General features: G+C 73.9%; 23 protein-coding genes and 1 riboswitch. Of the genes, 12 read left to right on the top strand and 11 right to left on the bottom strand.

The genetic code is table 11. The annotated features are described in order from the left end of the window. Nucleotides 1–164: 164 nt before the first annotated feature. From IH50_RS0108590 to thiO, 3 genes are all read right to left on the bottom strand, one after another. Entirely contained in the window at nucleotides 165–962 is a 798-nt protein-coding gene (locus IH50_RS0108590; RefSeq protein WP_030859007.1) for a thiazole synthase, read from the bottom strand. Between the two features lie 2 nt (nucleotides 963–964). Then, entirely contained in the window at nucleotides 965–1165 is a 201-nt protein-coding gene (thiS, locus tag IH50_RS0108585; RefSeq protein ID WP_030859005.1) for a sulfur carrier protein ThiS, read from the bottom strand. Further along, nucleotides 1162–2328: a glycine oxidase ThiO gene (gene thiO, locus IH50_RS0108580; protein WP_030859003.1), complete on the bottom strand. Its 1167-nt coding sequence runs from the start codon at nucleotides 2326–2328 to the stop codon at nucleotides 1162–1164. The genes thiS and thiO overlap by 4 nt, the downstream gene beginning before the upstream one ends. Beyond that, nucleotides 2326–2437, bottom strand: a riboswitch (TPP riboswitch). (Overlaps the previous gene by 3 nt.) A 51-nt stretch (nucleotides 2438–2488) precedes the next feature. Between thiO and IH50_RS0108575 the strand changes: the two genes are divergently transcribed. From IH50_RS0108575 to IH50_RS0108550, 6 genes are all read left to right on the top strand, one after another. Then, a complete protein-coding gene (locus IH50_RS0108575) occupies nucleotides 2489–2848 on the top strand; it encodes a hypothetical protein (protein WP_030859001.1) in 360 nt (119 codons plus the stop codon). Nucleotides 2849–2857: 9 nt separating this feature from the next. After that, complete coding sequence (locus tag IH50_RS0108570) at nucleotides 2858–4099, top strand: NAD(P)/FAD-dependent oxidoreductase (protein WP_030858999.1); 1242 nt, start codon at nucleotides 2858–2860, stop codon at nucleotides 4097–4099. A gap of 77 nt (nucleotides 4100–4176) precedes the next feature. Continuing rightward, on the top strand, nucleotides 4177–4542 hold the full coding sequence (locus IH50_RS0108565; protein WP_030858998.1) for an Rv2175c family DNA-binding protein: 366 nt from the start codon (nucleotides 4177–4179) through the stop codon (nucleotides 4540–4542). Nucleotides 4543–5001: 459 nt separating this feature from the next. Next, nucleotides 5002–5667: a thiamine phosphate synthase gene (gene thiE / locus IH50_RS0108560; RefSeq protein ID WP_037872185.1), complete on the top strand. Its 666-nt coding sequence runs from the start codon at nucleotides 5002–5004 to the stop codon at nucleotides 5665–5667. 107 nt (nucleotides 5668–5774) lie between these two features. After that, entirely contained in the window at nucleotides 5775–6698 is a 924-nt protein-coding gene (metF, locus tag IH50_RS0108555) for a methylenetetrahydrofolate reductase [NAD(P)H] (RefSeq protein ID WP_051767220.1), read from the top strand. Nucleotides 6699–6754: 56 nt separating this feature from the next. Then, nucleotides 6755–7717: a hypothetical protein gene (locus tag IH50_RS0108550; protein WP_030858991.1), complete on the top strand. Its 963-nt coding sequence runs from the start codon at nucleotides 6755–6757 to the stop codon at nucleotides 7715–7717. 6 nt (nucleotides 7718–7723) lie between these two features. On the opposite strand, the gene IH50_RS0108545 is transcribed toward IH50_RS0108550, so the two are convergent. From IH50_RS0108545 to IH50_RS0108530, 4 genes are all read right to left on the bottom strand, one after another. After that, a complete protein-coding gene (locus IH50_RS0108545; protein WP_030858989.1) occupies nucleotides 7724–9220 on the bottom strand; it encodes a phytoene desaturase family protein in 1497 nt (498 codons plus the stop codon). Between the two features lie 417 nt (nucleotides 9221–9637). Further along, nucleotides 9638–10267: a TetR/AcrR family transcriptional regulator gene (locus tag IH50_RS0108540; protein ID WP_030858987.1), complete on the bottom strand. Its 630-nt coding sequence runs from the start codon at nucleotides 10265–10267 to the stop codon at nucleotides 9638–9640. Nucleotides 10268–10302: 35 nt separating this feature from the next. After that, entirely contained in the window at nucleotides 10303–12387 is a 2085-nt protein-coding gene (locus IH50_RS0108535) for a YhgE/Pip family protein (protein ID WP_030858985.1), read from the bottom strand. After that, nucleotides 12359–13114, bottom strand: a complete 756-nt coding sequence (locus IH50_RS0108530; protein WP_030858984.1) for an ATP-binding cassette domain-containing protein — start codon at nucleotides 13112–13114, stop codon at nucleotides 12359–12361. Before IH50_RS0108530 ends, IH50_RS0108535 begins: the two co-directional genes overlap by 29 nt. Before the next feature lie 166 nt (nucleotides 13115–13280). On the opposite strand from IH50_RS0108530, the gene IH50_RS0108525 reads away from it, so the two are divergent. The 3 genes from IH50_RS0108525 to IH50_RS0108515 all read left to right on the top strand — a co-directional run bounded on the left by IH50_RS0108525 (nucleotide 13281) and on the right by IH50_RS0108515 (nucleotide 15452). Next, on the top strand, nucleotides 13281–13880 hold the full coding sequence (locus IH50_RS0108525; protein WP_030858981.1) for an SAV_6107 family HEPN domain-containing protein: 600 nt from the start codon (nucleotides 13281–13283) through the stop codon (nucleotides 13878–13880). A 111-nt stretch (nucleotides 13881–13991) separates the two neighbouring features. Then, nucleotides 13992–14762: a methyltransferase gene (locus IH50_RS0108520; protein WP_030858979.1), complete on the top strand. Its 771-nt coding sequence runs from the start codon at nucleotides 13992–13994 to the stop codon at nucleotides 14760–14762. 288 nt (nucleotides 14763–15050) lie between these two features. After that, entirely contained in the window at nucleotides 15051–15452 is a 402-nt protein-coding gene (locus IH50_RS0108515) for a DUF3040 domain-containing protein (RefSeq protein ID WP_030858977.1), read from the top strand. 393 nt (nucleotides 15453–15845) lie between these two features. Here the strand turns inward: IH50_RS0108515 and IH50_RS0108510 are convergent, their stop codons facing one another. The 4 genes from IH50_RS0108510 to IH50_RS0108495 all read right to left on the bottom strand — a co-directional run bounded on the left by IH50_RS0108510 (nucleotide 15846) and on the right by IH50_RS0108495 (nucleotide 21453). Beyond that, nucleotides 15846–18185, bottom strand: a complete 2340-nt coding sequence (locus IH50_RS0108510) for a transglutaminase TgpA family protein (protein WP_199822066.1) — start codon at nucleotides 18183–18185, stop codon at nucleotides 15846–15848. 47 nt (nucleotides 18186–18232) lie between these two features. Next, complete coding sequence (locus IH50_RS0108505; RefSeq protein ID WP_030858973.1) at nucleotides 18233–19594, bottom strand: DUF58 domain-containing protein; 1362 nt, start codon at nucleotides 19592–19594, stop codon at nucleotides 18233–18235. Further along, entirely contained in the window at nucleotides 19594–20643 is a 1050-nt protein-coding gene (locus IH50_RS0108500) for an AAA family ATPase (RefSeq protein ID WP_030858971.1), read from the bottom strand. Before IH50_RS0108500 ends, IH50_RS0108505 begins: the two co-directional genes overlap by 1 nt. Nucleotides 20644–20904: 261 nt before the next feature. Next, the gene (locus IH50_RS0108495) at nucleotides 20905–21453 is read right to left on the bottom strand and encodes a beta-class carbonic anhydrase (RefSeq protein ID WP_030858968.1); all 549 of its coding nucleotides are present in this window, start codon (nucleotides 21451–21453) and stop codon (nucleotides 20905–20907) included. A gap of 418 nt (nucleotides 21454–21871) precedes the next feature. Between IH50_RS0108495 and rsmH the strand changes: the two genes are divergently transcribed. From rsmH to IH50_RS0108480, 3 genes are all read left to right on the top strand, one after another. Then, nucleotides 21872–22828 (top strand): 16S rRNA (cytosine(1402)-N(4))-methyltransferase RsmH, encoded by a 957-nt coding sequence (rsmH, locus tag IH50_RS0108490; protein WP_078913898.1) that lies wholly within the window; start codon nucleotides 21872–21874, stop codon nucleotides 22826–22828. Nucleotides 22829–22919: 91 nt separating this feature from the next. Then, nucleotides 22920–23363, top strand: coding sequence for a septum formation initiator family protein (locus tag IH50_RS43155; RefSeq protein WP_030858965.1), 444 nt, complete (start codon nucleotides 22920–22922; stop codon nucleotides 23361–23363). Between the two features lie 5 nt (nucleotides 23364–23368). Next, nucleotides 23369–25327, top strand: coding sequence for a penicillin-binding transpeptidase domain-containing protein (locus IH50_RS0108480; RefSeq protein ID WP_030858963.1), 1959 nt, complete (start codon nucleotides 23369–23371; stop codon nucleotides 25325–25327). Nucleotides 25328–25447 lie beyond the last annotated feature (120 nt).

The raw sequence follows: 25447 nt of genomic DNA, 5'->3' as shown, positions 1-25447 counted from the left end.
GCCGCACCGCCGCAGCCGCGGACAGCCGCACCGCCGTAGCCGCGGACAGCCGCACCGCCGTAGCTGCGGGCAATCGTGCCGCAGGGCGGCACGGGTGGGCGCAGCGGCACCTTGCAAGCGCCAGCAAGCGAAACCCAGCCCTGCCCAGCCCCAGCAAGCAGCCCCTAGAAAGCCGGCCGCTCAGGATCCAGCACAGCCATGCCCTCCGCAGGAGAAGACGCCTCCGCGGCGAACCACCGCCGGGGAATCCGCCCCGCCAGCCGAGCCAGCCGCCCCGCCTCCACGGCCCCCCGCATCGCGGAAGCCATCAGCACCGGCTCCTGCGCCCGGGTGACGGCGGACGCCAGCATCACCCCCGCACACCCCAGCTCCATCGCCAGCGCCACGTCCGACGCCGTTCCCGCCCCCGCGTCCAGGATCACCGGCACCCCCGCCCGCTCCACGATCAGCTCGAAGTTGTGCGGATTGCGGATCCCCAGCCCCGACCCGATCGGCGACCCCAGCGGCATGACCGCCGCACACCCCACGTCCTCCAGCTTCCGCGCCAGCACCGGATCGTCGTTCGTGTACGGCAGCACCGTGAACCCGTCGTCGACCAGCGTCTCCGCCGCGTCCAGCAGCTCGACCGGGTCCGGCAGCAGCGTCCGCTCGTCGGCGATGACCTCCAGCTTGACCAGGTCCGTGCCGAGCGCCTCCCGCGCGAGGCGCGCGGTGAGCACGGCCTCCCCGGCGGTGAAGCACCCCGCCGTGTTCGGCAGCACCCGGATGCCCAGTTTCTCCAGCACCGACAGCACGGAGCCGTGCACCGAGGGGTCCACCCGCCGCATCGCGACGGTCGTCAGCTCCGTCCCGGACGCCACCAGCGCCCGCTCCAGCACGTCGAGGCTCGGCGCCCCGCCGGTGCCCATGATCAGGCGGGACGTGAAGGACGTACCACCGAGGAGGAACGGATCGTCGGCCATGGTCAGCCTCCCTGGACGGCGGTCAGGACTTCCACCCTGTCCCCCTCGCTGAGGGGCGTGGCGGGCCACTGCGCGCGCGGGACGACGGTTTCGTTGAGGGCGGCGGCCACCCCCGAGGGGGCCGCGGTGAGTGACTTCACGACGAGGTCGAGAGCGGTGCCGGGCGCGAACTCCCGGCGCTCCCCGTTGACCGAGACGTTCATGCGGGCTGCTCCGTGAGGACGGCGGCGCCGAAGCGCCGGGGGGTGAACGGGCGGGCCACCTCCGGCAGGGCGCCGGTGGTCAGGGCCTCCGCCATGGCGTCGCCGGTGACCGGCGTCAGCAGGACGCCGTTGCGGTAGTGGCCGGTGGCGAGCAGCAGCCCCTCGAGCTCCGTCGGGCCGAGCAGCGGCGCGTTGTCGGGGGAGGCGGGGCGCAGTCCGGCCAGGGTCTCGGTCAGCGGCAGCTCGGTGATGCCGGGGACCAGTTCGTGGGCGTCGCGCAGCAGCTCGTACACGCCGCCCGCGGTCACGGTGGTGTCCCAGCCCATCTCCTCGCTGGTCGCCCCGATCACCAGCTCGCCGTTCTCGCGCGGCACCAGGTAGACATGGCTGCCGCGCACCACGGCCCGCACGGTCCGGTTCAGGAAGGGACCGTGCCGCGCGGGCATCGTCAGCCGCACCACCTGTCCCTTCACGGGCCGCACGGGAGGCAGGACGTCCGCCGGGACGCCCGCGAGCCGTCCGCTGAGGCTGCCCGCGGCGAGCACCACCTGCCCGGCACCCAGCTCGGTGCCGTCGGCCGTGACCACGCCCGTCGCGCGGTCCCCCGTGACGACGAGCCGCTCGGCCCGCGCGCGGTGGACGGTCACGCCCGCGCGCTCACAGGCGGTGACCAGCGCGGCCGCCAGCCGCCGGGGGTCGATCTGGTGGTCGCCGTCCACCCGCAGGCCGCCGCGCACCCCCGGCGCGAGCATCGGCTCCAGACGCCGGCAGTCCCGCCCGGACAGCCACTGCGAGTCCAGCCCCGACCGCTGCTGCAGGGCGTGCAGTTCCCGCAGGTGGGCGCGGTCGTCGGCGTCCAGTGCCACGGCGAGCGTGCCGCACGCGCGGTAGCCGAGGTCGTGGCCGGTCAGCTCGGTCAGTTCGGCCGCGAAGCCGGGATAGCGCCGCGCGGAGGCGAGGTTCAGACCGAGCAGGGTCTCCTCGCCGTAGTGCAGTTCCGTGACGGCGGCCAGCATCCCGGCGGCCACCCGGGCGGCGCCGCCGCCCGGCTCGGGGTCCACCACGGCCGTGGCGAGACCGCGCTGCGCGGCCCGCCAGGCCGTGACCAGTCCGATGATTCCGCCCCCGACGACGAGGACGTCTGAGGTACGCGTGGGCGACATGGGCGTCCAGCCCCTCCCTTCGCCGGCATGACCCGGATCAGGTTCGTACGGTCGGAGGCCGCCAGCCTCCCTCTCAGCCCGGTGCGTCCGGGCTCCCGCGAGTGCTTGTACGTTGGCCACCCTAGCCCGCAGTACACCGCGCTTGTAAGGGAGCCTCCGCGTGGCACCATCGCTCGACGGACTCGTCCTCGCCCCCGTGGCCGACCAGGCCCCCGGCCAGGTCGGCACCCGCACCCGGTTCGTCTACCACGAGCGGGGCGGCGAGATCTGGGCCGAGTACGCGGGCGGCGACGTCGTACGCGGGTACCTGGTGGGCACCCGCGCGGGGGACCGGCTGGACTTCCGGTACGTGCAGCTCAAGCGGGACGGCACCACCTCCTCGGGGCACTGCGTGTCGACGGTCGTGGAGCTGCCCGACGGGCGGGTACGGCTGGAGGAGACCTGGGAGTGGGAGTCGCAGCCGGGCAGCGGGACGAGCGTGGTGGAACAGCTCGGCGATGATGCCGCGTCAGGTGTCTAAGGTGATCGGGTGAGCGAGCAGACCCAGGGACCGGGACGGTCCGAGCCGCGGCGGGTGGTGGTGGCGGGCGCGGGCATGGCCGGCGTGCAGACCGCCCTCGCCCTGCGGGAGCAGGGCTTCACCGGCGCCGTGACCCTGATCGGCGCGGAACCCCACCAGCCGTATGACAGACCGCCGTTGTCGAAGGCGGTGCTGCTCGGCAAGGCCGAGGACTCCGCCTTCGACGTCGACTTCGAGGACGCCGGCGTCGAACTGCGGCTCGGCTGCGAGGTGCTCGGCCTGCGCCCCGCCGACCACGAACTGGACACGGAGAACGGGCCCGTCCCGTACGACGTCCTGGTGGTCGCCACCGGTGCGGAACCGCTCCGGCTGCCGGGCGCGGAGGGCGTGCCCGGCGTGCACCTGCTGCGCACCCTGGACGACGTCGCGCGGCTGCGGCCGGTGCTCGCGCGGCAGCACGACATCGTGGTGGTCGGCGCCGGCTGGATCGGCGCGGAGTTCGCCACGGCGGCCCGCGAGGCGGGCTGCGCGGTCACCGTCGTGGAGGCGGGGGAGCGGCCGCTCGCCGAGGCGCTGCCCGCCGAGGTGACCGCCCCGATGGCCGCCTGGTACGCCGAGGCGGGCGTCACCCTGCGCACGCACGCGCGCGTGGAGCGCGTCGAACCCGGTGCCGCGGTCCTGGACGACGGCACGCGGCTGCCCGCGGGCGCCGTGGTCGTCGGCATCGGGGCCCGGCCCGCCACCTCCTGGCTGGCGGGTTCCGGGATCGAGCTCGGGACGCACGGGGAGGTCGTCGCCGACCGTCATCTGGCGACCTCCCTGCCGGACGTGTACGCGGTCGGCGACTGCGCGTCCTTCCCGTCCGGGCGCTACGGCGAGCGTCTGCTGGTCCACCACTGGGACAACGCCCTCCAGGGGCCGCGCACGGTCGCCGTGAACATCCTCGGCGCGGCCACCGGCCGGGAGCCGGTGGCCTACGACCCGGTGCCGTACTTCTGGTCCGAGCAGTTCGGGCGCTTCGTGCAGTACGCGGGACACCACGCGGACGCCGACCGGACGGTGCGGCGCGGGGACCCCGCCGAGGCGGCGTGGAGCGTCTGCTGGCTGCGGGGGTCCCGCCTGGTCGCGCTGCTCGCGGTGGGACGGCCCCGGGACCTGGCGCAGGGACGCAGGCTGATCGAGGCGGGCACGGCGATGGACGCGGAGGCGCTGGCGGACCCGGCGCGGCCTCTGAAGTCGGCGACGGCGTGACACTCCCGGCCCGGCGCGTCCGCCCAGGTGGGCGGGGCTGACTTCCGACTGTCGGTGGCGGATGGCAGGCTTGTCCCGTGACCGAGATTGACGCAAAGATCGATGCTCTCGTCCCCGCCTGGCTCACCTTGCCCGACATCGCCGAGATGCTCGGTGTCGAGGTGACGCGCGTCCGGCAGCTGGTCAAGGAGGGCCAGCTCATCGCCGTACGCCGAGGTGAGAACCGCGCGCTGCACGTACCCGCCGCCTTCATCGACGAGGACAAGATCGTCAAGGGCCTGACCGGGACCCTGACGCTCCTGCGGGACGACGGCTTCACGGACGAAGAGATGCTGGAATGGCTCTTCACCCCCGACCCCTCCCTGCCGGGCACGCCCGCCCAGGCACTCAGTGAGAACCGCGGCACGGAGGTGAAGCGCCGCGCCCAGGCGCTCGCCGTCTGACCCGGCCCCGACCGTCCACGATCCGGACCCCGCCGGCCGGTGCGGCGAGCCCCGGCCGCGGGAATCCGCGCCGGTACGGAGCCCGGGGCGGGCGGTGAGCCGGGCCGTGTGACGGGTTCACGTCCGTCGGATCGCCGGGATTCCGGCCGAGACAGCCTCGCGCACCGGGCGGTGGGCCGGCCGAGCGAGGTGGCCGCGGCCTCGCATGCGCACGGAGGCGTTCGCCGGGCCGCGGCCACCGGGATTCCGGGCGGGGCGGCCCCGTGTACCGGGCGCCGGCGATTCGCGGCACCCGGGGCGGGGCGGTGGTCCGTGAGGGGCCTCTCGCGGTCGTCGGCGCGGCGGCATAGGGTCCGTTGCGGTGGGCGCCCCGTCGGCCCGTGACGGCCGGAGGCGTGCGCCCCTGACATACCGGGCCCGCCGGGCCCGTACGCCGCCGACACCCTGGGGGACCCTCCTGTGACCGCCACCGCTCGCGCCCGGCTCGCCGGCGCCCTGCTCTACCTGTGCACCGACGCCCGCAGGCGGCAGGGCGACCTCCCGGAGTTCCTGGACGCGGTCCTGGCCGGCGGGGTCGACATCGTGCAGCTGCGGGACAAGGGCATGGAGGCCGGCGAGGAACTCGAGCATCTCGCGGTCCTCGCCGACGCCTGCGCCCGGCACGGCAAGCTGCTCGCGGTCAACGACCGCGCGGACGTCGCCCACGCCGCCGGGGCCGACGTCCTCCACCTCGGCCAGGGCGACCTGCCCGTCCCCGCCGCCCGCGCGATCGTCGGCGACGACGTCCTGATCGGCCGTTCCACCCACGCCGAGTCCGAGGCCGCCGCGGCGGCCGTCCAGCCCGGTGTGGACTACTTCTGCACCGGCCCCTGCTGGCCCACCCCCACCAAGCCCGGCCGCCACGCCCCCGGCCTGGACCTCGTCCGGTACACCGCCGCCCTGGGCACCGAGCGCCCCTGGTTCGCCATCGGCGGCATCGACCTCGGCAACCTCGACGAGGTGCTGGACGCCGGTGCCCGCCGGGTCGTCGTCGTACGGGCCATCACCGAGGCGGACGACCCGGGCGCGGCGGCAGCCGAGTTCGCGAAGCGGCTGCGGCAGGCGGCGCCCCCGCACGCCGGATGACCCCTACGCGTCTCAGATGTGTCCAAGGGATGGACAACACATCGGCATTTCGGACAAATGTCCCGCATCCGGTTGGGGGACCGCCGCCCCCTGGCTAACCTGCCGGTATGGCCCTCGGAACCGCATCCACCAGGACTGACCGCGCACGCACCGTGCGCGACATGCTCGCCGCAGGCAAGACGACGTATTCGTTCGAGTTCTCGGCGCCGAAAACCCCCAAGGGCGAGCGGAACCTGTGGAGCGCGCTGCGCAGGGTCGAGGCGGTCGCGCCGGACTTCGTCTCCGTGACCTACGGCGCCGGCGGCTCCACGCGCGCCGGCACGGTCAAGGAGACCCAGCAGATCGTCGCCGACACCACCCTCACCCCGGTCGCCCACCTCACCGCGGTCGACCACACCGTCGCCGAACTGCGCAACATCATCGGCCAGTACGCCGACGCCGGGATCCGCAACATGCTCGCCGTGCGCGGCGACCCGCCCGGCGACCCGATGGGCGACTGGGTGCCGCACCCGCAGGGACTGACCTACGCCGCCGAACTCGTCCGGCTCATCAAGGAGTCGGGCGACTTCTGCGTCGGCGTCGCCGCCTTCCCGGAGATGCACCCGCGCTCGGCCGACTGGGACACCGACGTCGCCCACTTCGTCGACAAGTGCCGGGCCGGCGCCGACTACGCGATCACCCAGATGTTCTTCCAGCCCGAGTCCTATCTGCGGCTGCGTGACCGAGTCCACGCGGCGGGTTGCGAGACCCCGGTGATTCCCGAGGTCATGCCGGTGACCAGCGTGAAGATGCTGGAGAGGTTGCCAAAGCTCAGTAACGCCGTGTTCCCGCGGGCCCTCGAAGAGCGGATCCTCGCAGCGAAGGACGATCCGGCGGCGGTACGCTCGATCGGTATCGAGTTCGCCACGGAGTTCTGCGCCCGGCTGCTGGCCGAGGGAGTGCCCGGACTGCACTTCATCACGCTCAACAACTCCACGGCGACCCTGGAAATCTACGAGAACCTGGGCCTGCATCACCCACCGCGGGCCTAGACCGGTCGCACTCATATACGACACACTGAGTAGCGACCACTGGGAGAGGGGCGTACATGGGCTGGGCGGTCCTCTACATCGCGTTCGGCGTCGTCGCGCTGTGGTTGCTCGGTGAGGTGCTGCTGCAGTACAAGGCGCGTCTGCGCTGGCGGCTGCTCGCCTTCGCCGGCTTCCTCGGCGTCGTGCTCGGCGTGCTGATCCCGTCCGTGGTCGTCATCGGGCTGGGCGCCGCGGCCTTCGCGGTCGGCCAGACCTATGTGACCCTGTCGTTCCGCCGCGGCTTCGCGGCCGGCTGGGCGGTCAACGCGCCGATGCTGGCCGCCGCCAAGGGCCGCCGCGGCGACCGCGGGCGCCAGGAGCCGACCCTGGAGGTCTCCGGCCTGGAGGCGCCCGGCGCCGGCCACGGCGACGAGGACGACACCCCCCGCGACCGGGCCGGCCACCCCGCGGACGACGACTACGACCGCGACGACGTGTTCACCCCGGCCGCCCGCCCCGACCGGCCGGCGGCCGACACCACCGCCGTCTACGAGCCGCAGCCGATCCCCGACGACACCGGCTCCTACGGCGTCTACGGCGGCGACACCGGGTACGCGGCCCCGGCGCAGGACCAGCAGGACCAGTACGCGACGGCCGCCCAGGGTGCCGACCCCAACTACGCCTACGACTACTCCGGTTACGGACAGCAACAGGGCTACGACACCACGGGCCAGCAGCAGTACGCGGCCTACTCCGATCCGTACATCGGCAACTCGGCCTACGGGAACGCCTCGTACGACACCGGCTACGCCGACCCGCAGCAGTACTCCCAGCAGGGCTACGGGCAGGACCCGTACGCCCAGCAGGGCTACGGCGGCGAGACCCCGGCCGGCGGCCTGTGGGTCCCGCAGCAGCGCACCGCCGACGACCCGTACGGCGGTGAACTCCCGCCCGAGCAGCAGCAGTACCCGTACCAGGGCGACGGACAGACGCACGGCGACGGCAGCGGCGGCGGGTACGACGAGCAGTACCGCTACTGAGCGCGCTCACTGCGACCCGCGGAACTCCGGCCCCTCCACGATCAGTCCGGCCACCAGCGCCCCCGACATCCCGGCGTGCGGAAGCCCGCCGCCGGGATGGGACCAGCCGCCGGCCGTGAACAGCCCCGCCAGAGAGGTGCTGTTGGCCGGGTGCAGCAGCCGCCCGCCCGCCGCGGCCAGCGCCGGCACCGGCACCGCGCCGCCCTCCGCGCCGGTCTCCCCGGCGATGTCGGCCGGGGTGCGCACCTCGTGCCACAGCAGCCGGTCGCGCAGGCCGGGCACGGCACGCTCGGCGACGGCGATCAGATTCCCGGCGTACGCGTCCCAGGCCCCCTCGGCCCCGGCGGGCACCACCGACGTCACCGTGACCGCCTCGTGGCCGGCGTCCGGGACCAGGGCCGGGTCGTCCGGCCGCAGCACCGTGACCGTGGGCCGCGGGGGCAGGCCTCCGGGCGCACCGGACAGCGACTCCAGTTCGGCCTCCCGGTCCTCCGTGTGCACGACCGTACGGTGCGGGGTCCCCTCCGGGCGCCCGCCCCGCAGCGCCAGCGCCACCGTCACCCTGCTCGCCGTCCCCCGCCGGGCCGGGACCTCTCCGGCACCGCGCACCCGCGTCCCCCGGCTCAGCCGGTCCAGCACCCCGGGGGCCACCCCGGCGACCACGAGGTCCGCCTCCGCGACGGTGCCGTCGGCGAGCTCCAGCCCCGCCGCCCGGCCGTCCTTCTCCAGGATCCCGGCGACCTCCGCGCCGAAGCGGAACTCCACCCGGCGGGCCAGGCACCGCTCGTACACGGCCCGCGCCAGCTCCCGCATGCCACCGCGCACGTACCACATGCCGAAGGCGTGCTCCATGTACGGCAGCACCGCCGCGCTCGCCGGAGTGGCGCGGGGGTCGAGGCCGTACGCCAGGGCGTGGCCCTCCAGCAGCGCGATCAGCCGGGGATCACGCAGCTCCCACGCACCGGCCTCCGCGAGCGTGCCCGCCGTGCGCGTGCGCAGGAACCTCCGGTGCGGGACCGCCGGATACGGCTCACGCTCGGCCAGCACCCGCCAGTTGGGCCACAGCGGCTCCTCCAGCAGCGGCCGGCGCGACCGGTCCCAGGCATCCCGGGCCCGCACCAGGAACTCCCCCCAGCGCCGGGCCGCGTCCGCCCCGAGGCTCTCCTCCAGCGCGGAGACGACGCCCGCGCGGGAGGCGTTCGGCAGCGACACGCGCGTACCGTCCGCGAACACGTGGTGCGACGACGGGTCGACCTGGACCAGCTCGACGCACGCCTCCAGCGGCTCCTTGCCGGTCTTCAGGAACAGATCCCGGTAGACCGCCGGCAGCGGGAGCAGTCCGGGCCCGGTGTCGAAGGCGAACCCGTCCCGCTCCAGACGGCGCAGCGCGCCGCCGTACGTCTCCGTCCGCTCGTACACCGCCACCCGGTGGCCCGCGACGGCCAGCCGGGCGGCGGCCGCCATCGCGCCCATCCCGGCGCCGATCACCGCAATCCGTGCCATGCCAGGGACTTTATCCGCCGCCTCCGACAGCCCGTTCCCGAGTACCCACGCCCCCGTCCCCGGCCCCAGGCGGCGGCACCGGGCCGTGGGCGCGCGTGCGCGGCCCTGAGTACCCGTACCTAGCCGCCGAGTTGAGTACGCGCGCGGATGGGGGCCGGACCCCGGGAACGGGAGAGTGGAGACCACGGAGAGGGGCCCCGCCCCGGAACCGGCGACACGGGGCGCCGGAACGGTGCGGGCCCGCGATCCGCTCCTTCCGCCGGAACCGCCGGCGGGAGCGAGGCACGGGGGAACCCGGGGGACGACCGCAACGGGGTTCCGGGGGGAACGTACGGGGGAGCAAGGAAGGCGCCGGTCCCGCGGTGGCCCGCGGGGGACGCGGCTACCGCGGGGCCGGCGCCTTCGTCCGTCCGGGGTTCAGGGGCGGCCGCTGACCCGCCCCTGCAGCAGCCGGGACAGGGCGGAGTGCACGTCGTCCAGGGAGCGCTCCGGCTGGAAGGACTTCCAGTCCAGCGCGGCCACCAGCACCATGCCGACCAGTGCCGCCGCCGTCAGCGGGACGTCGATCTCGTCGCTGAACTCGCCGTTCGCCACGCCCTCGCGCAGCACGCCCTCGACCACCGCCACGGCCTGCTGCCGCACCACCGTCAGCGTGGACTGCCAGGCCCGGTTGGTGCGCCACAGCTCGGCCACGTACAGCTGGGTGAAGGCCGGGTAGCGGTCGATGAAGACGAGCCCCGCGCGGATCATCGCGTCCAGGGCGTCGACCCTGCCGCCGCCCTCCGCGGCCGTCCGCTCGGCCGCCTCCCGCAGCGAGGCGGTCAGCAGACCGACCCCGTGTCGCAGCAGCTCCTCGAAGAGGACCGACTTGCTCGCGAAGTTGTAGTAGACCGTGCCCTTCGCGACCCCCGCCCGCTCGGCGATCTCGTCCACGGTGGTGGCGGAGAAGCCTTGCTCGGCGATGAGGGTGACGGCCGCCTCGTAGAGCTTCTGCCGGGTGGCCTCGCGGCGGGCACTGCCGCCCGGCGTGGTGCTGCTGCGTTCCATGGCCCTGATTCTCACAGGAGCACCGGCGCGCCCGTTCAAAGGCTCAGCTCGGGGTGAAGGCGGTCCACCGTCCACACCTGGCGGCGGCGGGCCGACAGCGCGGTCAGCGCGAGAGCGCCCGCGGTGAAGGCCGCGAGCACGGCGCACGCCTGCCACACCGGTGTGAGCCCGCCGCCCGTGATGAGCCGCCGCAGCGCCCCGACGACATGGCTCATCGGCAGGAACGGGTGCAGCGCGTTGAAGAAGCCGGGGCTGGTCTGCACGGGGTACGTGCCGCCCGCCGAGGTCAGCTGGAGCATCAGCAGCGCGAGGACGAGGATCCGGCCGGCCGCGCCGAAGCGCGCGTTCAGCCACTGCACGATCGCCGCGAAGCACGCCGTCACCAGGAACAGGAAGCCCACCGTCCCGGCCGCCCGCGCCATCCGCAGCCCGAGCGCCCAGTGCAGCACCGACATCAGCGCCAGCGTCTGCAGCACCCCGATCGCCACCACCGGCAGCCAGCCCGCCAGCGCGATCCGCCAGGCGGAGGCGCCCGCCGCGAGCGCGCGCCGGTTCATCGGCGCGATCAGCATGTACGCCACCATCGCGCCCACCCACAGCGACAGCGGGATGAAGTACGGGGCGAAGCCGGTGCCGTAGTCGGGCGCCTTGTGCGGGTCGTGGGAGACGAGCCGGACCGGGTCGGCCATCACCTCGGTGCGCCGGTCGCGGTCCCGCTCGTCGTAGTCGGGGATCCTCCCGGCGCCGTCGTGCAGGCCGCCGGCGAGTTCGCCGGAGCCGTCGACGAGCTTGTGGAGGCCGCCGTTCAGGTCGTCCGCGCCCGTTTTCAGCTCGCCTACGCCCTCGTCCAGGTCCGTGGCGCCGGTCTCGACGGTGCCGAGTCCCTTGTTCAGCTTCTTCGCGCCGGCGGCGACCTTGCCGGCCCCGGCGTCGAGCTCGTTGATCCTGGTGACGGCGTCGTCGAGGTCCTCGGAGAGGTGCGGGGCGCGGTCGGCGAGCGCCCGGGCCTGCTTCTCCAGGGCGGCGAGGCGGGTGTCGAGCTTCTTCAGGTCGTCGCGGTGGCCGGTGACCAGGGCGCCGGTGTTGGCGGCGACGTCCGCCGCCGTGGCCGCCGCGTTCCTGGCCTTCTCCAGGTCCGGGCAGGCGGCGTCGGGCAGGACGGGGTCCTCGCAGCGCGCCTTGTGGATGCCGTCCATGGTCTCGGACGCCGCGCGGGTGTCCTTCACGGCGGCCGGCGCCTCCTCCTCGAGGGTGTCGAGGTCCTCACGGAGCTTTCCGGCCGAGTCGGCGACGAACCGCGCGGTGTCGCCGATGGTCTTCTCGTTGTCCTTCAGGAACGGGCCCGCCTCGGCGTCGACCGCGTTCACCTTGTCGGCGAGTCTCCGCATGCCGTCCGCGACCTTCTTCGAGCCGTCCTCCAGGTCACCGGCGCCCTCGTGGAGGTCTTTCAGCCCCTTGGAGAGCTTCCGGCTGCCCTTGCGGGCGTCCGCCAGGCCGTCGGAAAGGTCCTCGGAGCCCTTCTCCGCCTTCCCGATGCCGCCGCTCAGCTCGTCGGCCCCCTCGGCCGCCTTCACGGTCTCGCCGTGGATGTCCGAGAACGAGACGAAGATCCGGTCCAGGAAGGAGCGCGAGGCCTTCGTGGACGCGGCCCGGCGCACCTCGCCGAAGACCGTCCGGGAGATCTGCCCGACGATGTAGTTGTTGGCGTCGTTCGTGCGCACCCGGAGGGCGCCCGTCTCGGGGGAGCCGCCCGAACCGGAGGCGATGCGGCGGCTGAAGTCGGCGGGCAGGGTCAGCGACAGGTAGTACGTGCCGTCCTCGACGCCCCGCCGGGCCTCGGCAGCGCTCACCTCCCGCCAGTCGAAGGTGCCGCTGTCGAGCAGCCCCTCGGCGATGTCGTCGCCCGCGGTGATCCGCTTCCCGCCGGCGCGCGCCCCCTCGTCGTCGTTCACCAGCGCCACCGGGATCCGGTCCAGCCTGCCGTACGGGTCCCAGAACGACCACAGGTACAGGGCGCCGTACAGCAGCGGCAGCACCAGCAGGGCGACCAGGGCCGCGCGCGGCAGCTTGCCCCGGCCGAAGCGCCGCAGTTCAAGAGCGGCCAGTCGCGGTGATCGCACCGGCGGTCTCCTTCCCGTCGTCGAGGCGGCCGGTCCCCGTGCGGACGGGCGTCGCGTCGGGCGGTGCCTCGCCGCACACGGCCAGCACGGTGGTGCCGGCGCCGGCGATGGACCGCAGCAGGGCCCAGACCGTGTCCCGTTCGGCGGGCGACAGCTTCAGGTCGGCGTCGTCCACACCGAGAAGGCGGGGGCGCCCCAGCAGCGCCAGCGCGAGCGACAGCCGCAGCGCCTCCACCCGCTCCAGGTCCCGTACGGCGGTCCGCGCGCCCTTGGGCAGGGCCGCGAGGTCGAGTCCGGCGCTGGTGAGGGCCGTGCCGACGAGGCGCCGCTCCTCGGCGGCCCGCGCGGTGCGCGGACGTGGCGGCCGGAGGAACGGCGAGTCGCCGAAACGGCGTCGCAGCAGGTTCTGTTCGCGCAGGTGCTCGCCGACGGTGAGGGCGGGGTCGAGGTCGGTGACGCCGCCGACGTGGGCGAGGGCGCTGGCCCGGCGGACCGCGGACATCCGCCGGGGCAGTTCCAGCCCGCCCACGGAGGCCAGGCCCTCCGTGGGCCGCATCCGGCCGGTGAGGGTGAGCAACAGGCAGGTGCGGCCCGACCCGGACGGCCCCTCCACCGCGATCAGCGAACCGGGCTCCGCGTCGGCCGAGACCCCGCGGAACACCCACCCCCGGGGCCCCTTCAGGCCGAAGTCGCGGGCCGTGACGGCGAATCCGGACGGACCGTCCACCGCATCCCCCTGTTTTTAAACTGACTGGTCAGTGCAAAAACTAACGCGAACAGTCGATCGAAGCAAAGGCCCAGGTCAGAACGGATTGTCAGTGGCATACCTCACGATGTGTACATACGGCACCTCTTGGGAGGGGAGCCGTCACCAAGACGACAGGAGGTTCGTCATGGCCAACCCGTCCGCAGCCGCCGCCCGTCGGCGCCGCGCAACCGGCCCTGCCCCCTCACTGAACGGCCCGGCGAGCGACATCCACCCCGTGCTGCGCCGCGCCACGGCCCCGCCCGCCGCCCTCGACCTGCTCGCCCAGGCCCGTGCCGGACTCGACGAGGCGTCCGTCCTGGAGACACCCAACGAGCGCTACGCGACGGCCCACCTCGCCGCCCTGCGCACCGCCGCCGCCGTGCTCGCCGCCCGCGGCCGGCCCGAGACCTCGCCCCGGGCCCGGGCCCGGATACGGAGCGCCTGGGACGTGCTCCCCGAGATCGCGCCCGAACTCGCCGATTGGAGCGCGCTGTTCGCCTCCGGGGCCGGACGCCGCGCCCGCGCCGAGGCCGGCATCCAGGGCGCGGCGAGCGGCCGGGACGCCGACGACCTGATACGCGACGTGGCGATGTTCCTCCGCCTGGTCGAACGCATGCTGGTCCTCCAGCCGGTCCTGCCCCTCCCGGCGGCGCGGGGAAGCGCGCGAAGGGGGTCCGGGGGCGAGGCCCCCGAGGACGGGACGGGGAGGGACGGAGGAGGCGAAACACCTCGCGCGGCCCCCTAGCCCCTCGGCCAGGTGGCCGGAAACCACGGCGCAGGCCATAGGGTGGACACCGCCTGAAACCCGATCGCCCCGCCGAAGACCAGGCGGCGCCCCGCCGAGGAGTCAACTACCGTGTCGGACCCGATGCGGCCCCGCGCCGCCCTCCGTACCGCCGTGGTCTGGGAGGTCCTCCAGGACGCCCTGGAACGCCGGGTCAAGGCGACCGGACGGCAGACGTTGGACGTCCTCGACACCGGCGGCGGCAGCGGCAACTTCGCGGTGCCCCTGGCCCGGCTCGGCCACCAGGTGACCGTCGTCGACCCCAGCCCCAACGCGCTGTTCGCGCTGGAGCGCCGCGCCGCCGAGGCCGGCGTCGCCGACCGGGTGCGGGGCGTCCAGGGCGACGCCCGGGGCCTCTTCGACGTGGCCGAGCGCGGCGGCTACGACGTCGTGCTGTGCCACGGCGTCCTGGAGTACGTCGACGACCCCGCCGAAGGCGTCCGCAACGCGGTGGCGGCCCTGCGCCCCGACGGCGTCCTCAGCCTGCTCGCCGCGGGCCTCGGCGGCGCCGTGCTCGCCCGCGCCCTCGCCGGTCACTTCACGGAGGCCAAGCAGGCGCTCGACGACCCGGACGGCCGATGGGGCACCGGCGACCCCGTACCGCGCCGCTTCACCGCCGACCGGCTCACCGCGCTCGTGGAGGGCGCGGGCCTGACGGTCGGCGCCGTGCACGGCGTGCGGGTCTTCGCCGACCTCGTCCCCGGCGTGCTCGTCGACACCGAGCCCGGAGCCCTGGACGCGCTGCTGAAGCTGGAGGCCGCGGCGGCCGAGCTCGCCGCCTTCCACTCCGTGGCCACGCAACTTCATGTGCTCGGTGAGACGCGAGGGACCCCGGAGGCCTGAGCGGCTGCCGGGACGCGCCGCTGATCAGCGGCGCGTCCGGTGGCCCCGCCGCGCATGGAGTGCGCCACAGGCCCCCCGAATGGCGGCTTGGCGCCGTATGATCGAGGGAGACCACCGGGCATGACGGGTCGGCCGCCGGGGAATGAGAAGCCTCAGGCGGACTGGGACGTGATGGCTGGTACCGGTTGGCCAATTGGCGCAGAGGGGCGGGTTTCACGGGGGCGATTCCCTGCCTATCCTGAAGGGACCCCCGGGTCGCCCCGGCGACTGCACGATGAGGAGGACTCCGTGCCGCTCTCGGAGCACGAGCAGCGCATGCTCGAGCAAATGGAGCGAGCGCTGTACGCCGAAGATCCCAAGTTCGCGACGGCGCTCGAGGGAAGCGGGCTGCGTACGTACACCCGGCGACGGGTCTACCAGGCGGTCGCGGGCTTCCTCGTGGGTATTGCGCTCCTCATGGCCGGTATGGTCGCCCAGCAGGTCTGGCTCAGTGTGGTGGGGTTCCTCGTGATGCTGGGCTGCGCGGTTCTCGCGGTGACCGGCTGGCGCAAGGCACCCAAGCCCGGAGAGCAGGCCGTCGGCGCGACGGGCACGCCGCAGGCGGGCCACCAGACCAGACAGCGCCGCTCGATGATGGACCGCATCGAGGAACGCTGGCAGCGCCGCCGTGACGAACAGGGCGGCCACTAGCCCGACCGGAAACCCGCCGAAGGGGGCGGCCACCACACGGTGGCCGCCCCTTCGGCATGCTCCGCCGTTCCCGCCGAGCGGTCGTGCCCGCCTGCTCGCTCTCCGCGGGAGGTCGTGCCTGCCCACCCGTTCCCGTGGGCGGTCGTGCCTGTCCGTTCGCTCTCCGCGGGCAAGTCGTGCCTCCCCAGTGCCTTGAGGGCCTGGAAGTGCCCCCAGCGGCACGAGCGGGCGGTGGGGTGGCACCTCCCGCTCCTGGGGCCCCGCTCGAGCGAAGCCGAGAGCGGGGAGGCACCCCGTGAGCGCCGGGCAGTGTGCCTCACCCCCGCTCAGCACTCACGCCGGGTACCGCGCAACCCCGCGCGGACCGGCCCCGCCCTGCGGGGCCGGCGGGCCTCAGCCCCGCTGTCGTGACGGCCGGCGCCAGACCGGACGAAGCGCCGCCAGACGCGTACGCACCCCGGCCCACCACGCCGACACCGCCCACACCACCCGCACACTCGACCGCGGAGCGAACACCGCCCGTATCCGCACCCGCCGGCCGCCGGCCGAGGCCCGCAGCCCCGCGGCCACCTCCCGCACCTCGTCCGCCAGCCCCACCACCGGCCGCGGCCGAGGCGCGTACAGGACCTGCTCCACCGCGTCGGCCACCCGGTGCACCGACGCCGCCGCACCCGGCCCGAGCCGGCCCAGCCGTACGATCCGGTCCGCCGCCCGGCGCGGGGTCAGCGACTCGTCCGGCGTGATGCCGTAGTCCCACGCCGTGTCGGTCAGCTCGTCCCAGACGGCCAGGACGTACGGCGCGGCCTCCGCCTCCGACCGGCCGTGCCCGCCCAGCCGTACCGCCCGGGTCCGTCCCCGCCACAGCATCGGCGACAGCGGCAGCACCAGCACCGAGAGCCCGGCCAGCGCCCACGCCAGCAGCGCGTACCACTTCGGCCCGTCACCGCCCGCGGGCAGGGCCGCCTGCGGCGACTCGCTCTCGCACGCCTCCAGCTTCCTCTGCTCCGCCGTGCAGCTCTCGCTCTCCGAGGGCTCCGCCGACGGCTCCGCGGACGCGGTCCGCGAGGGCAGGGCGGGATCGGGCACCGGGTTCTCCGCGGTGTCCTGCACGGTGTAGGACGGCGTCGAACCACGGGTCGGGGTCGGCTCGAACCGGGTCCAGCCCACCCCCTCGAAGTACAGCTCGGGCCAGGCGTGCGCGTCCCGCAGCGTGACCGCGATCGTGTCGTCCGGCTGCCGGGTGCCGGGCGCGAAGCCCACCGCGACCCGCGCCGGTATGCCCAGCGAACGGGCCATCGACGCCATCGCGAAGGAGAAGTGCACACAGAAGCCCTGCTTGTCCCGCAGGAAGCGGGCGATCGCCTGCGAGCCGCTGCCGACGTCGACCTCGGTGTCGTACCTGAAGCCGCCGTACAGCGTGAAGTACTCCTGGAGCTTGACCGCCTGGTCGTAGGCGTTGGCCGCGCCCTCGGTGACCTCGCGGGCGGTGCGGGAGACCACGTCCGGCAGCGAGTCCGGCAGCGCGGTGTACTCGCGCTCCAGCGCGGCCTGCGGCCGCGGCGCACCGGCCAGCTGCTCCGCCGTGGGCCGCACATGGAGGCTGCGCACCTCGTACGTCAGACCGCGCGTGTTCTGTCCGTGGTCGCCGACCAGTGTCATGCCGACGGGTTCGTAGCGCCAGTTGCCCCGGATGCTCACCCCGCTCGGCGGGTACGGCATCGGCAGCCAGTCCTGGCCGTACGAGTCGGCGGTCGAGATCGTCGTACCGATCTCCGTGCGCGCGACAGTGGGGCCGAGGCCCGGCGGGGTCGGGAACGTGCCGTCGGGAACGGTGGTGATGGACCGCTTCGACGGCTTCCACGTGGTGCCGTCGAAGTCGTCCAGGGACACGATCCGCAGATACAGGTCCGACACGTCCGTCATCTCGGAGCGTATCGACATGACCTGGCGGTCCTCGTCCTGGTTCAGCGAGTCGCGCAGCGACACCAGCGGGTTCACCGCCGAGATGGTGCCGCCCCCGCCGGAGCCCGATCCGACCCCCGTACCGGCGGGGTCCAGCAGACCGCCGTTCATCGCGGGCAGGGCGAGCGGCACCACCAGGGCGATGCCCAGGGCGACCGCGCCGATCCGCCGCCCGGTGCGCACCGGTGCGACGGCGCCGGACGAGTCCCCGCCCGGACCGGACGCCCCGCCGAACACGCGCCCCCACTGGGAGAGCCGGTCCCGGCCTTCGGCGAGCAGCAGCATCAGATAGCCGGCCGCCGCCAGCAGGAACCACAGCCAGTCGATGTCGTCGTCGGCCAGCCCTGCGGCCACCGAGTACAGGGCGAGCAGCGGCAGCCCGGCCGGGGCCGCGCCGCGGAAGGTCACCGCGAGGGCGTCCACCAGCAGCCCGATCACCAGCACGCCGCCGACCAGCATCAGCCGGATGCCGTCGGACAGCGGCGCCGGGGGCGCGTACCGGCTGACGTCGTCGCCGCCCTGCTCCAGCAGTTCGGCGAAGAAACGGACGGCGTCGGGGCCGGGTATCAGCCCGGCGAAGGCATGCTCACGCGCGAACACCAGGGTCAGCAGCACCAGTGTCACCAGGAACTGCGCCGCCACCGTCAGCGGACGCGCCAGCGGTACCCGCCGGGCCGCCGCGCCCACACCCGACTGCACCGCCAGCAGGAACGCCGCCTGGATGATCCAGCCCGCCTCGTCGACCAGCGGCAACAGCGCGCACGCCGCCATCAGTGTGGCCGCCCACGCACACAGCGTCAGCCTCGCCCGTCCGCTGATCACGGTCCCTCCCCACCGCTCGCCGCGGCCAGGCCCGAACGCTCCCGGTCCGCCTGCCGCCACAGCTCGTCCAGCGGGGCGCCCGGCGGCACGTCCAGCGCCGTCCAGCCCGCCTCGCGCAGCATCCGCAGCCGCTCCCCGCGCCGGTCCGGCGCGCCGGGCACATCGGACGGTTCCCGCAGCCAGGCCCCACTGTCCAGCAGGAAGGCGAGTGCGCCCCCGCCGCGCTGACGCATCCGGGTGAGCACCGCGGCCTGCTCCTCGTCCAGGTCGCCGAGGAAGGCGACCAGCAGCCCCTCGTTCCCGCCGCGCAGCACGTCGTAGGCGCGGGACAGGCCCTCCTCGTCGGAGTGGTCCACCACGGCGAGGGTGTCCATCATCAGCCCGGCCGCGTCCGCCGACTCCTGGCTCACCCCCGCGAACCCGTCGGAGCCCTCGCCGGGCACCGAGGTGCCGGTGTCGGTCAGCAGCCGCACCGAGAAGCCCCGCTCCAGCATGTGCACCAGCACGGAGGCCGCACCGGACACCGCCCACTCGAACGCCGAGTCCGGCCCGGCGCCCGCGTAGGCGACGGCCCGGGTGTCCAGCAGCACCGTGCACCGGGCGCGCTGCGGCTGTTCCTCGCGGCGCACCATCAGCTCGCCGTAGCGGGCGGTGGAGCGCCAGTGCACCCGGCGCAGGTCGTCGCCGTAGCGGTAGCCGCGCGGGATCACGTCGTCCTCGCCGGCCAGCGCCAGCGCGCGCTGCCGGCCGTCGCCGTACCCCTTCGCCTCACCGCTCAGCCGTACCGGCGGCAGCGGCTCCACGCGCGGGATCACCGTCAGCGTGTCGTACGTGGAGAAGGACCGGGTCAGCTCGCACATCCCGAACGGGTCGGACAGCCGCAGCTGCAGCGGGCCCAGCGGATAGCGGCCGCGCAGGTCGGAGCGGACCCGGTAGGACACCTCCCGGCGCCCGCCCGCCTCCACCCGGTCCAGGACGAACCGGGGGCGCGGGCCGAGCACGTAGGGCACCCGGTCCTGGAGCATCAGCAGGCCCGTGGGCAGCCGCGAGACGTTCTCCATCCGCAGGTGCACCCGCGCCTCGGAGCCGGCGGGCACCCGGCCGGGGGAGAGCCGGCGGCTGCCGGCGACCCGGTAGCGGGTGCGGTAGAGCACGGCCGCGCACATCAGCGGCAGCACCGCCAGCAGCAGCCCGACCCGCAGCAGATCGCTCTGCCCGAGCACGTACGCGCAGATCGCGGCGGCCACACCGGCGGCCAGGAAGGAGCGTCCGCGGGTGGTGAGACCCGCCAGGGCCGTCCTGACGCCGCTCCGGTCACCCCGGTCGTCCTCCGAGCGGACCGCGCCCGCGGTCGTCATCACAGCCTCCGGGGCGGCTGGCCGTAGCCCGGCCCGCCGTGGCCGAGGCCGCTCTGCCGCGGGGCGTCCGAGGGCGTCCGGGGGCGGTCCGCGGGCACCGGGGTGCTCTGGAGGATCTCCTGCACCACCTGCTCGGAGGTGCGGCGGTTGAGCTGGGCCTGGGCGGTGGGCAGCAGCCGGTGGGCGAGGACGGCCACGGCGAGTGCCTGCACATCGTCCGGCAGCGCGTAGTCCCGGCCGCCGAGGGCCGCCGACGCCTTCGCCGCGCGCAGCAGATGCAGGGTCGCGCGCGGTGAGGCGCCGAGTCTGAGATCGGGGTGCGTGCGGGTGGCGGCGACCAGGTCCACCACGTACCGGCGGATCGGTTCGGCCACGTACACGTCGCGCACCGCCTCGATCAGCTTGAGGATCTCGTGCGCGTGCGCCACCGGCTGGAGGTCCTCCAGCGGGGAGACGCCGCCGTGCACGTCCAGCATCTGCAGCTCGGCCTCCGCGCTCGGGTAGCCGACCGAGACGCGGGCCATGAAACGGTCGCGCTGGGCCTCCGGCAGCGGGTAGGTGCCCTCCATCTCGACCGGGTTCTGCGTCGCCACGACCATGAACGGGCTGGGCAGTTCGTAGGTCTTGCCGTCGATGGTGACCTGGCGCTCCTCCATCGACTCCAGCAGCGCGGACTGCGTCTTCGGCGACGCGCGGTTGATCTCGTCGCCGATCACCACCTGCGCGAAGATGGCGCCCGGCTTGAACTCGAAGTCGCGGCGCTGCTGGTCCCAGATGGACACACCGGTGATGTCCGAGGGCAGCAGGTCCGGCGTGAACTGGATCCGCCGCACCGAACAGTCGATGGACCGCGCCAGTGCCTTGGCCAGCATCGTCTTGCCGACTCCCGGGACGTCCTCGATGAGCAGATGTCCCTCGGCGAGCAGCACGGTCAGCGAGAGCCGTACGACCTCGGGCTTTCCCTCGATCACGCCTTCCACCGAACTCCGCACGCGCTCCACCACGGCGGTCAGATCAGTGAGGCTCGCTCGATCGTCATAGGTCGTCACCCGGCCCTCCTCGGCCCTTCCCCGCGCTCCGGAAAGGAGCGGGGGACCCCAAATGTCCCGGGCCGACGCCTTGCTGTGCGGACCGGCCCACCCCGAATCACGGACACCACGCGGGAAAAGTTCCGCGTGACGCCACTTCCGCATTGTTGCCGCCGTTACCGATTCGTGTCACTCGCCTGTGGACAACTGACAGCGATGTGTCAGGTCCCACGACGTCGAACGGATCCGGAGTCCGGGTTTCCTCCGGGGCGGGCGGCCGGGTCAGGCGGGGTCGATCTCGCGCAACAGGCCCGTGTGCACGTCGAAGACGAAGCCGCGCACGTCGTCGGTGTGCAGCAGGAACGGCGAGGTGCGCACGCGCTGCATGGACTGCCGTACGTCCTGGTCCACGTCCCGGAAGGCCTCCACGGCCCAGTTGGGGCGCTGGCCCACCTCCATCTCCAGTTCGTGCCGGAACTCCTCGGTGATGGACTCCAGGCCGCAGCCGGTGTGGTGGATGAGGACCACGCTGCGGGTGCCCAGGGCGCGCTGGCTGATGGTCAGCGAGCGGATCACGTCGTCGGTGACGACGCCGCCCGCGTTGCGGATGGTGTGGCAGTCGCCGAGCGACAGGCCCAGCGCGGCGTGCAGGTCGAGACGGGCGTCCATGCAGGCCACCACGGCGACGTTCAGGACCGGGCGGGCGTCCATGCCGGGGTCGGTGAAGACGGCCGCGTACTGCTGGTTGGCGTCGACCAGGCGGTCGGTGACCGTGCCGTGGCCGGAGGTGCCGTTCTGGGGACCGGTGGGAACCGATGCGGAAGTCGTCATACCCATGACGTTACTGGTCACCAGGGCGTCGGGCCCGTTGTGAGAGGTGACAAAGAACGTCAGCGGGCCTTGGTGTGAGGTAACCCACAGGGGTGGTGTGAGCTCCCTCCCGCGGGTGATGTGTCCGATCCGCCCCTTGACCCGCCGCGCGGGCCGCGACGCGCAGGCCGGTTGATTGACCGGGCGGGGCCGTGGACTAAAGTGGCGCGAAGCGGGAGGCGAGAGCGCCCGCTGCCTGACTTTCCCCGGATCCCCCGGCGACGACCGGGGGGTCTCCCCGCGTGCGCGGCGCGCACGTACGGCTCGGCCTCCTCCCGCCGCCGCCCGGCCTGCGCCTGACGGCGCCGGCCGCCCCTCGACGGGGGAGGGCGGGAACCCGGCGGTGCGTGAAGCGCCGTGCCGGACTTGAGAGGGCCACTTGAGCCAGAGTCGACACGTCCCGGTGATGCTCCAGCGGTGCCTGGACCTGTTGGCGCCCGCCCTGGAGCGGCCGGGAGCGGTGGTGGTCGACTGCACGCTCGGGCTCGGCGGCCACAGCGAGGCCCTGCTCCGGCGGTTCCCCGAGGCGCGGCTCGTCGCCCTGGACCGCGACAAGGAGGCCCTGCGCCTGTCCGGTGAGCGGCTCGCGCCCTACGGCGAGCGGGCCACCCTGGTGCACGCCGTCTACGACGAGCTCCCCGACGTCCTCGACCGGCTCGGGCTCCCGCGCGTGCGGGGCGTCCTGTTCGACCTCGGGGTGTCCTCCATGCAGCTCGACGAGGCCGGCCGCGGCTTCGCCTACGCCCAGGACGCCCCCCTCGACATGCGCATGGACCAGACGACCGGCGTCAGCGCCGCCGAGGTCCTCAACACCTACCCGGCCGGTGAACTCGTCCGCATCCTGCGCGCCTACGGCGAGGAGAAGCAGGCCAAGCGCATCGTCTCCGCGATCGTGCGCGAACGCGAGAAGGAGCCGTTCACCAACAGCGCCCGCCTGGTCGAGCTGATCCGCGACGCGCTGCCGCAGGCCGCCAAGCGCACCGGCGGCAACCCGGCCAAGCGCACCTTCCAGGCCCTGCGGATCGAGGTCAACGGCGAGCTGTCGGTGCTGGAGCGGGCGATCCCGGCCGCCGTGAAGGCCCTCGACGTCGGCGGACGGATCGCCGTGCTGTCGTACCACTCCCTGGAGGACCGGCTCGTCAAGCAGGTGTTCGCGGCCGGCGCCGCCACCACCGCCCCGCCCGGACTCCCGGTCGTCCCCGAGCGGTACCAGCCCCGGCTCAAGCTGCTCACGCGCGGTGCCGAACTTCCCACCGAGGAGGAGATCGCCGAGAACCGGCGCGCGGCCCCTGCGCGGCTGCGCGGCGCCGAGCGGATCCGGGAGGACGTCGATTGAGACACGGACGGTGTGCGGCACGTACGGCGCACGAGGCGGGTGACGGGCGGCCGGGCGGACGGGTGGGGAAAGCGAACTCAGGGGAGCGTGAGTGAGTAGGAAACCCGAACTGAAGGGGCGGCCCGAGCTGAAGGGGCGGGCGGCCCGGCTCACGCATCTCCTGCCCACCGGGCGCGCCCAGGCGGCGCGCACCCCCTTCGTCCTCCTCGTCGTCACCCTCCTCGGCGGCGGCCTGATCGGCCTCCTGGTGCTGAACTCCGCCCTCAGCGAGGGTGCGTTCCAGCTCGACGACCTCCAGCGGGAGACCAAGAACCTCACCGACGAGGAACAGGCCCTGCAGCGGGACATCGACGCCTACTCCGCCCCCGACGCCCTCCAGCGCCGCGCCCGCGAACTCGGCATGGTGCCCGGCGGCGACCCCGCCTTCCTCGGCCCCGACGGCAAGGTCAAGGGCGTACCCGGTGCCGCCCCCGCCCCCCTCGCGCCCGAGGCGCCCACCGCCTCCACGCCCTCCTCATCGACCCCCGGCAGGTGACGGAAGTGTCCGACAGGGAACCGCCCCGCCGCCGGGTCCCCGGCCCCGCCAGGCCCGCCCGCCCGGCCGCCGGACAGCGCCCGGGCCCCGGCGCCCGCCCGGCCCGCAGGCCTTCGGGCCCCCGCCCCGCGCCCCCGAAGTCCATCCGGCTGGGCAGCCCCCGCCCCCGGCTGCGCCTGATCGGCGTCGCCCTGACCCTGGTGCTGCTCGCCTTCGTCGTACGCCTGTTCCAGGTGCAGGCCGTCGACGCGAGCACCTACGCCGCCAAGGCCGACCGCAACCGCTACGTCGGCCAGGTGCTGGACGCCGAGCGCGGCGGGATCACCGACCGCCACGGCGTGGCCCTGGCGACCACCGAGGACGCCTACGACATCACCGCCGACCCCACGATGTTCGCCCCGGACGAGCTGGAGATCACCGACGGTCCCGAGCAGGCCGCCGCCCTCCTCGCCCCGATCCTCGGCCAGGACCAGGACGAGCTGGTCGGGAAGCTGCGCCCGGAGAACAAGGCCCTGCGCTACGTCAGGCTGGCCGGCCGCCAGACCCCGCAGACCTGGAAGCAGATCAAGGACCTGAAGGCCGCGCTCGCCAAGAAGGCCGAGACCGACGAGTCCACCGTCAACGTCCTGGCCGGCGTCTTCTCCGTGCCCACCAGCAAGCGGGTGTACCCCAACAAGGAACTCGCCGCCGGGATACTGGGCTGGGTCAACGCCGAGGGCAAGGGCGGCGGCGGCATCGAGCTCCAGCTGGACGAGCGGCTGGCCGGCGAGGACGGCAAGATCCGCTACGCCCAGTCCGGCGGCCGTCTCGTCCCGACCGCGGGCTCCACCGAGACCCCGGCGGTGCCCGGCGACGACGTCGAGCTCACCATCGACCGCGACATCCAGTGGGCCGCGCAGAACGCCATCAGCGAGCAGGTGAGGAAGTCCGCGGCCGACCGCGGCTACGTCATCGTCCAGGACACCCGCACCGGCGAGGTCCTCGCGATGGCCAACGCGCCCGGCTTCGACCCCAACGACCTCTCCGAGGCCGACCCGGACGCCCTCGGCAACGCGGCCGTCCAGGACGCCTTCGAACCCGGCTCCACCGCCAAGGTGCTCTCCATGGCGGCGGTCCTCGAGGAGAACGCCGCCACCCCCGGCACCCACGTCGTCGTGCCCAACCGGCTGCACCGCGGCGACCGGCTCTTCAAGGACGACATCGACCACCCGACCTGGTACCTGACGCTCAACGGCGTCCTCGCCAAGTCCAGCAACATCGGCACCATCCTCGCCACCGGCCAGCTCGGCAGGACCCAGGCCCAGGCCAACAAGGTCCTCTACGAGTACCTGCGCAAGTTCGGCCTCGGCGGCCACAGCGGGCTCGGCTTCCCCGGCGAGACCAAGGGCATCCTCGCCCCGCCGGACGCGTGGTCCACCTCGCAGCAGTACACGATTCCTTTCGGCCAGGGCGTCTCCGTGAACGCCATGCAGGCCGCGTCCATCTACTCGACCATCGCCAACGGCGGCGTCCGTGTCGAACCCACCCTCGTGCGCGGCTCCACGGGCCCCGACGGACGCTTCACCCCCGCCCCGGAGCCCGAGAGGACCAGGGTCGTCAGCGAGAAGACGGCGAAGACGCTCGCCCGGATGCTGGAGTCGGTCGTCGACGACGAGGAGGGCACCGGCACCAAGGCACGCATCCCGGGCTACCGGGTCGCGGGGAAGACGGGTACGGCGAACCGCGTGGATCCGGCCACCGGCAGATACCACGGCTACACCTCGTCCTTCGCCGGCTTCGCCCCCGCCGACAAGCCCAGGATCACCGTCTACTGCGCCATCCAGAACGCCACCGAGGGCAGCTACTTCGGCGGCCAGATCTGCGGACCCGTGTACAAGCAGGTCATGGAGTTCGCCCTGAAGACCCTGCAGGTGCCGCCGACCGGCGCCGACCCCGCCGACCTCCCGGTCACCTTCACACCCTGACCCGAACCGAGCACCGAGCCACCAGGAACCACCCCGTGACGACGATCACCCCCGACCCCGGGAACCAGGACGCCTCCGGCCCCTCACTTGGCCCCCCCACCGGTGCGCCGGGTACGCTCA

The organism is Streptomyces sp. NRRL S-37 (assembly GCF_000721605.1).
Taxonomy (GTDB): domain Bacteria; phylum Actinomycetota; class Actinomycetes; order Streptomycetales; family Streptomycetaceae; genus Streptomyces.
This window is presented reverse-complemented; position numbering and strand designations above follow the sequence as displayed.